Annotated in this window: 23 protein-coding genes and 1 pseudogene; 21 read left to right on the top strand and 3 right to left on the bottom strand. The window is 33.8% G+C overall.

Going from position 1 to position 14,387, the window contains the following annotated elements:
- Nucleotides 1-808 precede the first annotated feature (808 nt).
- From MN187_RS10215 to MN187_RS10205, 3 genes are all read right to left on the bottom strand, one after another.
- Nucleotides 809-1,366, bottom strand: a complete 558-nt coding sequence (locus tag MN187_RS10215; protein ID WP_242094751.1) for a hypothetical protein — start codon at nt 1,364-1,366, stop codon at nt 809-811.
- Between the two features lie 2 nt (nt 1,367-1,368).
- Nucleotides 1,369-1,953, bottom strand: a complete 585-nt coding sequence (locus MN187_RS10210) for an SHOCT domain-containing protein (protein ID WP_242094749.1) — start codon at nt 1,951-1,953, stop codon at nt 1,369-1,371.
- A gap of 100 nt (nt 1,954-2,053) precedes the next feature.
- Nucleotides 2,054-2,671 (bottom strand): LexA family protein, encoded by a 618-nt coding sequence (locus tag MN187_RS10205; protein WP_242094747.1) that lies wholly within the window; start codon nt 2,669-2,671, stop codon nt 2,054-2,056.
- Between the two features lie 152 nt (nt 2,672-2,823).
- Here MN187_RS10205 and MN187_RS10200 point away from each other — a divergent pair, with 152 nt between their 5' ends.
- The 21 genes and pseudogenes from MN187_RS10200 (at nt 2,824) to MN187_RS10095 (ending at nt 14,161) form a co-directional block, all read left to right on the top strand.
- Entirely contained in the window at nt 2,824-3,054 is a 231-nt protein-coding gene (locus MN187_RS10200; protein ID WP_242094745.1) for a helix-turn-helix transcriptional regulator, read from the top strand.
- A gap of 78 nt (nt 3,055-3,132) precedes the next feature.
- Complete coding sequence (locus tag MN187_RS10195; RefSeq protein ID WP_242094740.1) at nt 3,133-3,411, top strand: hypothetical protein; 279 nt, start codon at nt 3,133-3,135, stop codon at nt 3,409-3,411.
- A gap of 11 nt (nt 3,412-3,422) precedes the next feature.
- Nucleotides 3,423-3,611 (top strand): hypothetical protein, encoded by a 189-nt coding sequence (locus MN187_RS10190; protein ID WP_242094738.1) that lies wholly within the window; start codon nt 3,423-3,425, stop codon nt 3,609-3,611.
- A gap of 223 nt (nt 3,612-3,834) precedes the next feature.
- The gene (locus MN187_RS10185; protein WP_242094737.1) at nt 3,835-4,083 is read left to right on the top strand and encodes a hypothetical protein; all 249 of its coding nucleotides are present in this window, start codon (nt 3,835-3,837) and stop codon (nt 4,081-4,083) included.
- Nucleotides 4,067-4,548 (top strand): annotated as a pseudogene (locus MN187_RS10675) (siphovirus Gp157 family protein). The gene MN187_RS10185 and the pseudogene MN187_RS10675 overlap by 17 nt, the downstream one beginning before the upstream one ends.
- A gap of 13 nt (nt 4,549-4,561) precedes the next feature.
- Nucleotides 4,562-5,242 (top strand): AAA family ATPase, encoded by a 681-nt coding sequence (locus MN187_RS10170; protein ID WP_242094732.1) that lies wholly within the window; start codon nt 4,562-4,564, stop codon nt 5,240-5,242.
- A complete protein-coding gene (locus MN187_RS10165) occupies nt 5,229-6,563 on the top strand; it encodes a DEAD/DEAH box helicase (RefSeq protein WP_242094778.1) in 1,335 nt (444 codons plus the stop codon). Before MN187_RS10170 ends, MN187_RS10165 begins: the two co-directional genes overlap by 14 nt.
- A gap of 15 nt (nt 6,564-6,578) precedes the next feature.
- Entirely contained in the window at nt 6,579-6,737 is a 159-nt protein-coding gene (locus MN187_RS10160; RefSeq protein WP_242094730.1) for a hypothetical protein, read from the top strand.
- Nucleotides 6,738-6,754: 17 nt separating this feature from the next.
- Nucleotides 6,755-7,267 carry a DUF669 domain-containing protein gene (locus tag MN187_RS10155; RefSeq protein ID WP_242094776.1) on the top strand — a complete coding sequence of 171 codons (513 nt, stop codon included), beginning with the start codon at nt 6,755-6,757 and terminating at the stop codon, nt 7,265-7,267.
- Between the two features lie 22 nt (nt 7,268-7,289).
- Nucleotides 7,290-9,599, top strand: a complete 2,310-nt coding sequence (locus MN187_RS10150; protein WP_242094728.1) for a phage/plasmid primase, P4 family — start codon at nt 7,290-7,292, stop codon at nt 9,597-9,599.
- Nucleotides 9,600-9,881: 282 nt separating this feature from the next.
- Nucleotides 9,882-10,208: a VRR-NUC domain-containing protein gene (locus tag MN187_RS10145; protein WP_242094726.1), complete on the top strand. Its 327-nt coding sequence runs from the start codon at nt 9,882-9,884 to the stop codon at nt 10,206-10,208.
- Nucleotides 10,201-10,584 (top strand): hypothetical protein, encoded by a 384-nt coding sequence (locus MN187_RS10140; RefSeq protein WP_242094723.1) that lies wholly within the window; start codon nt 10,201-10,203, stop codon nt 10,582-10,584. The genes MN187_RS10145 and MN187_RS10140 overlap by 8 nt, the downstream gene beginning before the upstream one ends.
- A gap of 2 nt (nt 10,585-10,586) precedes the next feature.
- The gene (locus MN187_RS10135) at nt 10,587-10,796 is read left to right on the top strand and encodes a type IV toxin-antitoxin system AbiEi family antitoxin domain-containing protein (protein WP_242094721.1); all 210 of its coding nucleotides are present in this window, start codon (nt 10,587-10,589) and stop codon (nt 10,794-10,796) included.
- 13 nt (nt 10,797-10,809) lie between these two features.
- Entirely contained in the window at nt 10,810-11,457 is a 648-nt protein-coding gene (locus tag MN187_RS10130; protein ID WP_242094719.1) for a coiled-coil domain-containing protein, read from the top strand.
- Nucleotides 11,458-11,459: 2 nt separating this feature from the next.
- Nucleotides 11,460-12,200 carry a hypothetical protein gene (locus tag MN187_RS10125; protein WP_242094717.1) on the top strand — a complete coding sequence of 247 codons (741 nt, stop codon included), beginning with the start codon at nt 11,460-11,462 and terminating at the stop codon, nt 12,198-12,200.
- A gap of 4 nt (nt 12,201-12,204) precedes the next feature.
- Nucleotides 12,205-12,372 (top strand): hypothetical protein, encoded by a 168-nt coding sequence (locus MN187_RS10120; RefSeq protein ID WP_242094715.1) that lies wholly within the window; start codon nt 12,205-12,207, stop codon nt 12,370-12,372.
- Between the two features lies 1 nt (nt 12,373).
- Nucleotides 12,374-12,595: a hypothetical protein gene (locus MN187_RS10115; RefSeq protein ID WP_242094713.1), complete on the top strand. Its 222-nt coding sequence runs from the start codon at nt 12,374-12,376 to the stop codon at nt 12,593-12,595.
- 12 nt (nt 12,596-12,607) lie between these two features.
- Nucleotides 12,608-12,814 carry a hypothetical protein gene (locus MN187_RS10110; RefSeq protein WP_242094711.1) on the top strand — a complete coding sequence of 69 codons (207 nt, stop codon included), beginning with the start codon at nt 12,608-12,610 and terminating at the stop codon, nt 12,812-12,814.
- Nucleotides 12,811-13,416, top strand: a complete 606-nt coding sequence (locus MN187_RS10105) for a dUTP diphosphatase (RefSeq protein ID WP_242094709.1) — start codon at nt 12,811-12,813, stop codon at nt 13,414-13,416. Before MN187_RS10110 ends, MN187_RS10105 begins: the two co-directional genes overlap by 4 nt.
- Before the next feature lies 1 nt (nt 13,417).
- Nucleotides 13,418-13,735, top strand: a complete 318-nt coding sequence (locus MN187_RS10100) for a nucleotide modification associated domain-containing protein (protein ID WP_242094707.1) — start codon at nt 13,418-13,420, stop codon at nt 13,733-13,735.
- Nucleotides 13,736-13,738: 3 nt separating this feature from the next.
- Nucleotides 13,739-14,161: a transcriptional regulator gene (locus tag MN187_RS10095; protein ID WP_242094705.1), complete on the top strand. Its 423-nt coding sequence runs from the start codon at nt 13,739-13,741 to the stop codon at nt 14,159-14,161.
- The last annotated feature ends 226 nt before the right edge of the window (nt 14,162-14,387 follow it).

The following is a 14,387-nucleotide window of genomic DNA, read 5'->3' as shown; positions in this document are numbered from 1 at the left end:
GTATACAAGTAGTAAAGTATACAAGTAGTAAAGTAGTAAAGTAGTAAAGTATTCAAGTATTCAAGTATGCAAAAGGATAAACTTGTTGTATTAGCATTTACAACAGTATGCAAGTATAAAAGTATGCAAGTATGCAAATGTAAAAAGGTATGCAAGTATTCGAGTATTTTTTCATACAATAATACTAAAATACCGTTTAACTAAAACTATATAAAACGTCATCGTAAAATGATAATCTCAAATAAATACCAGCAAAGCATAGGCACTCACGCACATACCTATGTATGCCAGAAGGGGAAATCTAGATGCCCTATGTGTCAAAGACTAGAAGTCGGCTGTACAAGGCGAGCACAGGCGGTATTTAACGTAAGGAAACGGTGACTACGACCATTTAGCCATTAATAAAAACGGTAGGGGAGGAAGTCTTTTGCGGACTTCACTAGTATAGAGTTTTTATACGTCTCAATATAAGTTAAATTCCAGGGGTGTTTTTCGAGCGTTGACCCGATGTTAATCTCAACGTAGGACTTATATGAGTTGTTCAAGGGTAAGATGAGAACGTAAAGTGAAGCGATGTTTATACCAAAATATAAAATTTTTACTTTTTTCTAGGGCAGAGTTTGCCCAAAACCTCCTGATACCCCAGTCGGTAAGATAATAGAGAGTTCACTAATATGATGATAATAATGAACTGGTAATACTGGTAAACTAATATTTATAAAGAGAATGGGGTGTGAGTTCATTAATATTAACGTGTGTTTTTATAATAGTGAACTGATATATAAAGAAAAACCACTCGTTTGAGTGGTTATTTAACACGATATGATTGACCTTTGATAAAGTCTTTTACGTCTTTATATTGAGGATTTAAATCGTAGAGTTGACCGAGTGATATTCCGTTATCTTCAGCAAATAAAAATAAACTTCTATAGTTATCGCTATAAACGGCATAAACAGGCTCGTTTTGTTTCTCCTGCTCTTCGGCATATTGTTCAGCCATCTTTTTATTATCTTGATCACTTGGAACTTTATATTCAGTAGCGGGAACAGATTGAGTTGTTTGATTGTTTTGTTTAGTTTCAGTTTGGACTGGTGTTCCTTGTTGTGTAGGTTCTTCTACACTTGTTTCGACAGTTTTTTCTAATTCTTTTTCTTTACTATCTAACGCTTTACGTTTATCGTCGACTTCTTTTTTTAATTTATCTATTTCTTTCGTTTTGCTGTCTGCAGTCTTTTTTAACTCATTTATCTTAATATCTGCTTTCGCAATTTCTTTTTGATTGTCATCTATTTTATAAACGCTAAAACCACCTACACCTAGCAAAGAAAGAGAAAGGACAGCATTTAATATTGTTTGTTTTTTCATAGTTATGACCTACTCAAAATTTTAGTTTTTTCGTTATTAAATTCATCTTGTGTAATGATCCCTGCGTCTAACAATTCTTTTAATTCGAACAGTTTATCTTTTGTTGATACTTGTGTAGGTATATTATTATTAACATTAACGATTGATTCTAATTTACTGCCAATTGCTAAAAAATCTTTGTATAGCTCTTTATATAAAAAGGAATTTTTATTTGTTTTGGAATTAATTAAGTATATCGTTTTGACGACGCCGTTTGTTAAAATGATGTTTATATGTAATTTTTCCACATAATCTTTTTTCTTTTTACCACGACTAGCCAAACCGCCTATCACTGCTCCTGCAGGACCAAATAATATCCCACCGCCAATAGCGCCACCTACACCGCTTTTTGAAGTAGTATTTCCGTCTTCAACTACACTTATATCAGCAATATCTTTATACTCTATATATTCATTAGCGTTTAATCCAAAAGTAGTAAAGCATCCTTTAAATAATTTATGATTGTCATCAAACAACGCTTTACTTCCAACTTTATAAGTTTCTGTAAATTCTGGATGTTTATCTTTTTTCTTTTTAAATAATCCCACAGTTAACCACTCCTTTTCATCTAGAATACCAAAAAAGGCACCGCTTTTACAGTGCCTATTGTCAAGCGTTACTTTTTATAGGTTGTCATTACTTATCAGTTTAAAGGTCAATACTTACTTTCACAGCTTTCCCAATTATCCTTGCTGGGTAGTCTTCGTTAACAATGATAGGTTCATAGTTCTTATTATCTGGCATTAATATCATGGTATCACCTTGATATTTAACACGTTTTAAAGTTGCTTCAGTATCTCCATTTACTAAAACCGCAGCTATCTCATTGTTTTCTACTTCTTCTTGTTGTCTGATAAGGACGAATGATCCCTCTGGTATCGTAGGCACCATGCTATCGCCTTTTGTTTCCAAAAAGAATACTGTCCCGCTTGGCGTTAAGTCTGCCACTTCTTCTCGATAAGACTCGATATTTTCTTCTGCTAGAATAGGTTCACCACAAGTTATAGTTCCAAGTACGGGTATATTTATAATTTCTTGGACTTTTGTTACAAAGTTTTCTCTAGGTGGGAAGAAATCATCTATGTTTACTTCAAAAATATCAGCTAATTCGAATAAAAAATCTTGATTAGTCGCTCTATCGCCAGATTCATATCTGCTGATACTTTGTCTTGAAGTTTTTAATTTTTTTGCTAACTCTTCTTGAGTAAGACCTCTTTTTTCTCTATAATATTTTATTTTTTCTCCTATAAACTTTTTTATTTCCATTTTATTTACCTTCCTTTATATGTCTTGAAATTATGTTAACATAAAAAGCACCAAAATGGAACAAAAAAGTTAAAATAACAAAAAAAGTGTTTACATGTTACCGAATCGGTGCTATGATATAGACAAGTTAATTAATAGAAAGGAGTTGCGAAATGCAAATAAATTTAATTTATATTAGAAAACAGAAATATCGCATGACTCAAAAAGAGTTCGCTGAAATGCTTGGAATGTCGTTTGATACATATTCTAAAAAAGAACGTGGCGATTATCCGTTTACTAGCGATGAGATGTTTGATATATCTGAAAAATTAGATATGCCAATAGGTAAAATTTTTTCGAAAAGAACGCACCAATTTGGTAACAAGAAAAAACAGGAGGTTTAAAATGCACGACTGGATCACAATAATATTAATCGTCATTTTAGTAGCAAGTTTAATGTTACTTGATAGGAGGAAATAGGAATGATAAATATGCGAGTTAAAGATTATTTAATAAAAAGTGATGAAAACAACGTGACAGTTGAAAAAATGTTACGTGATGAAAATATGGAAGTAAAAGTTAATAAGAACAACGAACCGTCTACTACTCTTGTGGGATATTTCCCAAGTTTAGAACATGCATTGAAAGGGATTCAAAAGAATTACGTTTATGGGAAAGGCACCGATGTACAAACTATAAAAGATTACAGAGAGGCGTTAAACGAGATAACTAATGAATTCCACAGTGTTTTAAAACTTTAGGAGGAGATAACATGAAATTTTATTTATCACGTATCAATGGTTATGCGTTAGTAACGTTTTTTATCGGCATGCTAGCCAACTATCTATTCGGTGAAAAAGTATTAATCGTAGCCGTGCCAGTATTTCTAATGTGGTTGTTTACTTATGACATAAGAAGCCATGAAAGGAGTGAGAAGCGTGTGGATAGCGGTAGGAATTAAAACGAAAAGCATTTATATGATGTCTAACACAAAATCAGCATTGTTTTTAAGATTGCAAGGTAAATATAAAAGTAGCGCAAATGTAAAATGCAAAAATACTTATCCAGAACCACTGATAGTGCAGAGGAGGGTGTAAAAAAATCTAGCTAGTGCTGAAAAACTAACTAGAGAACATAAATATATAAATTTGACTTAAGTATATCAGAAAAGTGGAGGAATTAAAATGGCAATTTATTGGGACAAAGACACGCTAGTCCTTGACGATGAATTTAAACGTTCGCGTGGACTAATTAAGTTTGAACTATGTAGTGATAACAATGTGCTGATTTATCAAGATTCAGATATACCAGTTGTTAGAGATAAATTCGAAGCATTAGACGAGTACACACAACTAACACTAGACGATACAATTGAAAGTTTATTAAAAATAGCTCACGAATTGGAGGAATATAAAAATGGCGAATCTATATGAGCTAACAAGCAATTACAAATACGTTCTTGATTTGGCTGACGAACTAGACGAACAAACGTTAAAAGACACGTTAGATTCTATTAAAGAACCGCTAGAGGAAAAGGTTGATAACACAGCTAGATTAATCAAAGCGATGGAAAACGATGTCAAAGCATTCAAAGAAGAGAGACACGAATTAAGCAACGTAGACAGGCAATTGAAAACAACATCAAACGTATTAAGGAACGTCTACAGTACGACTTAGAGAATAATGAACTCGATAAAATTGAAGGTAAGACGTTTAAAGTTAGCGTTCAAAACAATCCAGTTTCAGTGAAAATAGTAGATGAAAAAATGATTCCTAAAGGTTACTTCGTTGAGCAGGAGCCGAAGTTAAATAAAAAAGAATTATTAGAAGATATGAAACGTGGTGAAGAAATATTTGGAGCAGAATTGCAACAGACACGATCAATAAGAATTAGATAAGGAGTTGGTATGAATGGCATTAAATATAGTCAGTTCTGAAAACATAGCAGATAAAAAAGGAACTTATTTATTATATGGTGCACCAGGAAAAGGGAAAACGACCACTATTAAATTTTTACCAGGTAAAACATTAGTGCTTGATGTCGATAGAACATCACACGTTTTAAAAGGTTCGTCAGACATCGACATTATATATATCGATAATATCGATACATGGAATGACTGGGGAGCAACATTAACGGAATTAGTTAAAAACTACAAAGGTAAATACGATAATATAGTCGTGGATAATATTACAGAATTAGAACGTTGCATACTTTCTAGTCTAGGAGCAGTAGGAAAAAATAACGGTGTCCCATCACAAGGTGATTATCAATATATGCAATTTAAATTAGTTAACAGTTTGCGATATTTAAAATCGTTAAATTCAAATATATTTTTCCTAGCTTGGGAAGAACTTGATTTATTTCAAGATTACGACGGAAGTCAATATTCAATTGTTCTTCCACAAATTAACAGACGGATTAGAAATAATATTCTCGGTTTATGTGATGTCGTTGGTCGGCTAATCGTTAAAGAAGATGGTGAACGTGGGTATATCTTAACAGCTAGCAACTCAACTTATGCGAAAAACCAACTAGATGATAGACCAGGATGTAAACAAAACGAGTTGATTATTCATGAAACTATATGATTACCAACAAGACTTAGTCAATCGCACACGTCAAGCATATATAAAAGGTTATAACTCACCTTGTATCGTGTCGGGCTGTGGTAGTGGAAAATCGGTCATGATTGCAGAGATTGCACGAATGGCTGCAAGTAATAAGAAAAACGTGTTGTTCCTGGTCCACAGAAAAGAATTATTGGACCAAATCAAAGGAACGTTCGAAATGATTGGTGTAGACCTAAATCATGTCACATTCGGTATGGTTATGACGATTGTTAATAAGCTAGACAAAATACCTAAACCAGATTTAATCATCACAGATGAAAACCATCATGGTTTAGCAAGTAGTTACAGAAAGATATACGACTATTTTAAAGATGTTAGAAAGCTCGGTTTCACTGCCACACCAATACGTTTGAATGGTAGTGGGTTAGGCGATGTGAATGATGTGTTAATCGAAGGACCATCAGTTAAATGGTTAATCGAAAACGAACGCCTGGCACCATATGAATACTACGCACCTAAATTAATCAATACAGACGTATTAAAGAAAGCAAGCACTGGAGATTTTACAAAAAAATCAATGGATAACGCAATCGAAAAACGGATTTATGGCGATGTAGTTAAGCATTATAAACAGTTAGCTGATAACGAGCAAGCAATAGCGTATTGTCACTCGATAGAAGCAAGTAAACACACAGCGGATGTATTTAATCGCAATGGATATAAAGCGGCTCATATCGACGCTAAGACGCCTAAAATAGAACGCGAAAAAATTATCGAAAAATTCAGACAAAAAGAAATAAAAATATTATGCAATGTCGATTTAATCGGTGAGGGTTTCGATGTTCCAGATTGCACAACGGTAATCATGCTACGACCAACTAAGTCACTTAGTTTATACATTCAACAGTCAATGCGTGGTATGAGATACCAACCAGGCAAACGGTCAGTGATTATAGACCACGTTGGAAATGTCGGTACGTTTGGACTACCTGATATGGATAGAGAATGGAATTTAAAAAGTAAGAAAAAAACAAATACAGAAAGTGACATAGCTGTTGTTGAATGTAAGAACTGCTTTATGGTATTTGAAAAAAATGAAAGCAGAGTATGCCCACATTGTGGTTGGGAGCAACCTATCGAACTTAAAGAATCTCATTTAGATATAGATGAAGATGCTGAATTAGTAAAGGTAGGGGAAACAAAAATAGTGCTTAATTTTAAGCAGCCAAGCGACTGTAAAAATATGGCTGAGCTTCATGAATTAGCAAAGAGCAAAGGTTATAAACCAGGTTGGGTTTATCATCAAGCAAAATTATTAGGAATATTAAATAAACAATAAAAAGGAGACTAAATAATGACAACAATCTACATAATCACAGACGGAGATATTTCTTGGTCAACTTGTGTCAGTGTTCATCTAACTAAAGAAGAGGCTGAAAAAGCAGTTATCGAGTATTCAAGAAAATACGCAGAATGTAACGCAACAATCACAGAAAAACAAATTAACTTATAAAAAGGAGATTATCAAACATGACAACATTTAACTTAGATTTTTCAAAAGCAACTCAAACAGGTGGAATTAAAGACGGTACTTACGAGGTATTTGTAAACAAAGCATTCGAGGACGCTACACCAAGTGGTTCAGAATATATCAATATTGATTTAGTTGTAAGAAACGATGTGGATCAACCTTATAAAAATGCTCACGTATTTCCTAAAGTTTGGAAATCTAAAAAAGACGGTAAGTATAACGAGGGAATGATTATGGCAATTGCTCAATCATTACAACTTCAAGATGGTAAACAATACAACGGTTTAGATGAACTACTAGCAGACTTTGTGCTTAAACCAGTAAAAGTAACAATTAAAAATGAAACATCAGAATATAACGGTAAAACTTACGAAAACGTGAATGTGAAACGTTGGGAAAAATCAAGCGTTCAAGGCGTGTTAAATCATCAATTCAAAAAAGGTGATGAACCAAGTTTTGGAAGATCAGCATCAGCTACAGTTGAACTTCAAGAAGATGATCTTCCATTCTAAATAAATTTAAGGGGCAATTAACATGTACGAACATATTCCAGACGAATTAAAAAATCTCAAACATTGGTGTATTTATAAACTCGTTTGGGATGAGAAACGTCAAAAAAATACTAAAGTTCCTTTCAATGCATACACTGGTCAACATGCTAAATCGAATGATGAGAGTACGTGGTCTGATTATCAGACTGCACTCTCTGCCATTCATTTATATGGCGGTACAGGTTTAGGTTTCTTCTTTAAACCTCCGTACTTCGGAATTGACATTGATAATGCAGAGGGAGAAATACAACGATATTTAACAGGCGACATTGAAAGCAACATGATTTATGAGTTTATCGAATCAATGAAATCATATTCGGAATACTCACAATCTGGTACAGGTATTCATATTATCGCTAAAGGAGAATTGCCAGAAGGACGCAGACGTAAAGGCGATGTCGAGATATACAATAACGGTCGTTTCTTCGTCATGACAGGCAATATAGCAAGCGAGTATAAAACTATATCAGAACCAAAGAAAACGACCGTAGAACGCTTATACAAGCGTTACATAGGTGAATCTAAAGTTATCGAGTTTAATCGTGATAAAGATATGCCCACAATTGATTTATCTGTAGATGAAATCATCGAAAAAGCAAAGCAATCAAAACAAGGTAACAGATTCCAAGTGTTTTTAGACGGTGGTTGGGAATCGTTTTATGATTCGCAGTCAGAAGCGGATTTAGCATTTGCGAACGATTTAGCGTTTTGGTGCGGTAGAGATTTTTCTAAAATGGATGAAATTTTTAGAAATTCAGCAATGTACCGTGATAAATACGATGAAAAACGAGGACCGAAAACATACGGTCAAGCATTGTTAGATAAAGCAATTCACGAAACAAGTTCAATCTACAATCCGAAACAAAAAACTGATTTTAAGATTTATATTAAAGACCAGGAAGATAAACCGAAAGAACGAAAGTTTTATTCCTACGATGATACAGGTAATGCGGATAGGTTTTGTGATATATACGGTAGCTTAGTTAAATACTCATACATTAATAAAGTTTGGTATTACTACAACGGTAAAGTGTGGCAGGAGGATCTAACTGGTGAAGTTAGAAAAATGATTGATACGACTGTTGAAATCATGAAGAATGAGCCAATCGAATTATCGGAAGATATGGATGAAGATACTAAAAACAATATTTTAAAAGCGTGGGATAAACACGTTAAACGTTCACGAGGTAACGCAGGTAAGAACGCTATGATGGACGAAGTAAAACATCGCTTGGCAGTTCTTCCAGAAGAATTTGATAAAGATAAAACATTATTTAATACGCAAAATGGTTACTTGTCTTTAACTGATGGCAAGTTATTCGACCACGAAATAGATAAATTATTTACACGAATTTCAACAGTTGAATACACAGACACGATTGATTGCCCACAATGGGAAGAATTTATTAGTGAGATATTCGCACACGATGAAGAATTAATTCATTACATACAAAAAGCAGTCGGTTACTCGCTAACTGGGTCCACGAGAGAACAATCAATGTTTATTCTTTTCGGTAACGGTCGAAACGGTAAGTCTGTATTTTTAGATATTATATCTGAAATCATGGGTAGTTATGCCATGACGATGCAGGCGCAAACAATCATGGTTAAACAAAATTCTAGTAACGCCAATTCAGATATCGCACGCTTAAAAGGTGCTAGGTTAGTTACCAGTTCAGAACCTAACGAAGGAGTAAGGCTTGATGAAGGTCTTGTTAAACAGTTGACTGGTGGCGATAAAGTAACAGCTAGACATTTATACGGTAAAGAATTCGAGTTCGAACCAGAGTTTAAATTATGGCTAGCGACTAACCACAAACCTATTATACGAGGAACAGACGATGGAATTTGGCGACGTTTAAATTTAATTCCTTTCACAGTACAAATTCCAGATCATAAAGTTGATAAAAATCTACCACATAAATTAAGAAGTGAAATGGTCGGCATACTAAATTGGTGCATTACTGGTTGTTTAATGTGGCAGAGAGAGGGATTAAAGCAACCGAAAGCAGTTTATGAAGCGAGTAAAGAATATAGACAAGAAATGGATGTTATATCTCGATTTATTGACGAACAGTGCGAAACTGGTCCAGATTACAAAATTAAGGCTAGCGAGCTGTTTAATGCTTATCGTGAATGGGCGAAAGAAAATAATGAGCATGATTTTAGTAATACGAAATTCGGTAAAGAAGTAAGTAAAAGGTATAACAAGAAAAAGTCGAACGGTGTCATGGTATATGAGGGGATTAAATTGACTGCAAGAGCATTCGATAATATCCGTCAGATACTTTAGGGATAGTTCGGGGAGGGTTTAGGGATAGTTTTGATTTCAACCCTCCCTGTCGAAAACCCTTATTATATCTATATTTATATATTTATTTATTCTTTTTAGGGATAGTAGGGATAGTTAAATATAACTTTAATAATAAAAATAATATTAGTAAAAATATATAAAAGTATAGGAATTTCGTTCAAACCCTCCCTAATCATTAATTAAAATGTCTTAATCCGTTGGGAGAGTAAGGACGAACGACAGGGGGTACCCTCCCTAATTTTTAAAAACGAGGTGTGTTTATTGAAATCGGAACACGAGATTCAAAATGAGATTAGATTGGCACTAGGTAAAAATAATTGTTTGGTATTTAGAACAAATGTGGGAAAAGTTCAGATGAAAGACGGTCGATGGTTTGATACAGGACTGCCGAAAGGTTTTACAGATTTAATGGGTTGTCGTTTATCTGACGGAAAAATATTTTTTATTGAAGTGAAAAATGCGAAAGGAACGGTTAGGGACGCACAGAAAATATTTATTGATCGCATGAAAAAATATGGATTGATTGCAGGAGTTGCGAGAAGTCCAGAACAAGCGTTAAAAATCGTGTTAGGTGACAACAATGTCTGACTTAATCATAAAAGCAAACAAAATAATTTATTTAGTTGATAAGCATGGCGAACCGAATAAATGCAATGTGAAGAGTTGTAAAACGTGCAAAGAGATTAAAAAATTGCGTAATGAGATTGGAAGAGATAAACGCAAAAACGCCAAAGTGATTAAGCCTAAAAAAGGTTTAGCTCAACGTGAACCGTCGGGTGGTTGTAAAGGTAAATATATTTACATCGTGAGTAAAGGCGGAAAAGAAGTTGCACGTGTTGGGTCAACGTATAAAGTAGCAGAGATAATCGGAATTAATGCTTCTTATGTGACTTTTATGGTTCGAAACGATAAAAAATCAAGAGGTTATGAAGTTACTAGATATTTAAAAGAGTTGGAGGAATAATAATGAACTCACAAACGGCATGGGGAATAGCGATAAGAGATAAAGTAGTAACTTTTGTTAGAGAAAATAATGGTGCTACGACTAAAGAAATTGGAGAAAAAGTTGGTAATGAAGCAGTTGGTCAACTATCAAGATTAGTTGAAACAGGTCAATTAATTAGAACGAAGCGTGGTTATTATGAATTTCAAGCAGTTAGAGTGACTGTGAAGTGAAGGAGGAAAACTAATGATTTTACTAACTAAAAAGAAACGTAACGAACTAGCGAATGAGCTAGCGTTAAATATTACGAACTACGAAAAGACAATTCAAGAGTTTAAAGGACAAGTCGATATATTAACACGTGAGCGTGATGCAGCTAAATTGAGTGCAAGAGATACGACGCGTAAATATGAACGTGCTACGGAAGATTTAGACCGGTTTAAGAGTGAATTGAGAGCAAGTGAATCGGAAGTTGTTAGGGTTAGAAACAGATATGAAGAATATAAAAGCAAAGTAAGCTGTAAAACAATAAATCATGATTTAAAGAATTACAAAGAGCGAGTTGTTAGCTTACAGAATGAATTAGAGGCGATTAAAGAACTAGCTGATAAAAATAAAGATTACAGAGAAGCGTATGAATTTATTAGTGAATTGGATAATCGAAATGATGTGATTGATAACTTCAGTCATAACTTAAACCAATTCATGCTAAAAACAAAAACAGATAACAGTAAGTTAAGTAGAGAACTTAAAACAGAACGAAGCACTGTTAGAGAACTTCGAAATGGGAAACGAATTATAACGGTTAAGACGATTCAATATTTTGATGAACTATTGTGTGATTTTTACGGGTGTTCAGTTAAGAGTTTAGTGATGAATAAATTGGAGGTATAAAAATGCGACGTCAGTGGACGACTGAAGAAACTGATTATTTAAAAGATAAATACGGTATTTCAAAAGATGAAGCAATAGCAAGAAAACTTGGTAGAAATGTCGGTTCAGTAACTAATAAGGCGCAAAAAATGGGACTTAGAAAAAATGATGTTGCTTCTAGTGTTACAGTGGCAGATTTTTGTTATTACACGAACATAAACAGGTCGTCTGTCGAATACTGGATAAAGCATTGTCAATTTCCTGCAAGAAAGAAAGAGAAATATAGAACGGTTAGTTTAGACGGTTTTTGGAAATGGGCAGAACAAAATAAGGGGAGAATAGACTGGAATGACTTCCCTTATTTCTCGATGGGGAAAGAGCCTAAATGGGTTGAGATAGCACGAAAGAATAATGTCGCAAGAACTGATAAAAGAAGACGATGGGCATCGTGGGAAATAGCAGAACTTAAACGAATGCTAAAAGCTGATAAATATACTTATTCAGATATATCGAAACGAATCAATCGAAATCATGCAGCGATCAAAAGAAAAATTTATGATTTGGGGTTGGATAATACACCGATAACTACACATAAGAGTAATAAGTATAGCGAAACGGATATAAAAATTGCTATTACGTTGTTAGAAAAAGGTGTTAGCTTATCCGCAGCAGCGCAAAAGATAAATCGGACAGAAGCGGGATTACGAGCTAAGTTGGAAAATGAGGGATATGTATTTAAAAATAAGTGTTTGAAAGTGAAGTGATTAAATGTATTCAGTGTATAAAGGTGATAAAGAAATAGCGTTTGGAACGTTAGAAGAAATTGCAAGTAAGTTAAAAATAAAAGTCGATAGCGTTAAATTCTACGCTACTCCAACATGGATAAATAGAACGTCAGATAATGCTAGACGATTAGTGAAAGTGGAGTGTGATTAACATGGAAGAAGTTACATTGATTATAACAAGTGTTTTATTTTATTTATTAGGATATTTTGCTTCAAAAATTGGAAATGATACAAATTACACGCTGAAAATGCTTGAATACTTAGACGATAAAATGAAAACACATGATTTTCCAGACAATCCATACGGAATTAGTGAAAAAATAGGGTATTTACAAGCTAAGAGTGATATTAGCCATTTCAGTGATAAAAAGTAGGAGGTTAATAATATGTGTAAGTATTGCACTATGAATAATGACAATGTGGCAGATGAACCAATTCAAGTTTTTGAAAACGGAGATCATACATTTATTGAAAAAGCTAACGAAGATTATCAAATGACAAGCTATAGGAAAAAATCAGATTTACATTACGTTAGTTTTACTATTAACTACTGTCCTATTTGTGGCAGAATTTTAAAGGAGACCGACAAATGAACTTCAAAAAACTACAAACAATGCAGGAAGAACTAGATAACGCTATTTTATCAGAGAAACCAGAAATGACAGCAGAGGAGCGATTTAACCAAACATTAGTTTCTTTAGATGTTGAAATAGCAGAGATAGCGAATTGTTCAGAACATTTTAAGTTCTGGAAGGATAACAAGGGGAAAGTTGACGAAAAGAGATTTTACGAATGTAAAAGTCCATATTTTAAAGAAATTTATTATTTTGACAGATTAGGGAGTAATAACGAGAAACTCACTCGTCAACAAGCACACAAATTAACGCTAGTCGAAGAATGTTCAGACGCATTGCATTTTATATTAAGTTTAGCGAATCAGTTAGAGGTTGAAATTCATAGCGATTTTGAATTTGAAACAACAAATGATGAATTGTTTTTAGACTTGAATGCTCAAATACAACACCTGCGAACAACTGTTAATGACGATATCTTTTTTAAAGAAGCAAACGTAACTTCATTGATTGATATTTTTCTAAGTTACACTAAAAATTTAGGCGTCACTACAGAAGAACTTGAACAAGCGTACTACGAGAAAAACGAGATTAATTATAAGAGGTTGAGAGAGGGGTATTAACATGGAACCACATGACAATGTAAAAGACATAATAGAATCTATTAGTGAAAACAACGAAGAACTTTTCCACAAAATTATCCAGGAATTAGAACAAACGTATCTAGCTAAAAACGCAGATTACGGCAATTCATTCGAGCAATCATTAGATGAGTTCGGGGAAGTTGCTGGAGTAGTTAGAATAGGCGATAAGTTTAATCGTGCTAAAAACTTATCTAAAAATAAAGCGAATGTGGTAGACGAAAGTAAAATCGACACACTATTTGATATGGCTACTTATTGTATTATGCAAGCTATGTGGCTGATGAAACAGGAGGGATAGCTATTGGCAGTTAAATTATTAGACGACGCTGAATTAAAGTCATTAGAATTAGAGTTCCGTAAACATAGACAGTTTCAAGTTAACATGGCAACGATTATGTTAGGACGTGCGTGGAAAGAAGATGATGCAAACTTTTGGGTAAAAGGTAGCGGAGGACGTAATGAGAAAGCGTTGAACGATCTAATATTTAAAGACGAAAGCATACCGTACCAAATAAATTATTTAAAAAATCAAGCGATAGAGAACGCATTTAGCAAGTTATCGAATGAGCTGAAACATATCGTTGAAAAATACATGTGGGGTGAATACTCATATTTAAAATGGTCGGAAGTAGCAGAACGTGAGTATGTCTCTAAGTCAACTATTTACGAATGGCGATATAAAATTTTAGAGACATATGCGTATGAAACAGGAAAATTAGTTTAAATCGGACTAATTCAGCAACATGTCCGATGTCAAATGAATTATATTTATAGTATAGAAAATTTAGCAATGCGACTGTTTTCGCCTCCAACGTTTTACAGTCGCTTGTTAAACTGATAGAACCTACGAAAAATTTTATTACAGTTAATTCATTTTATATTTTCTCCTTTTAGGTTCTATCTGTTTAGCGATATGCTAATTTTCTCGTCCGCCAAGACTAAGAGGAAAC

This window comes from Vagococcus sp. CY52-2, assembly GCF_022655055.1.
Taxonomy (GTDB): domain Bacteria; phylum Bacillota; class Bacilli; order Lactobacillales; family Vagococcaceae; genus Vagococcus.
Note: the sequence above shows the minus strand (reverse complement) of the source record. Positions and strands in the feature narration are given on the sequence as shown.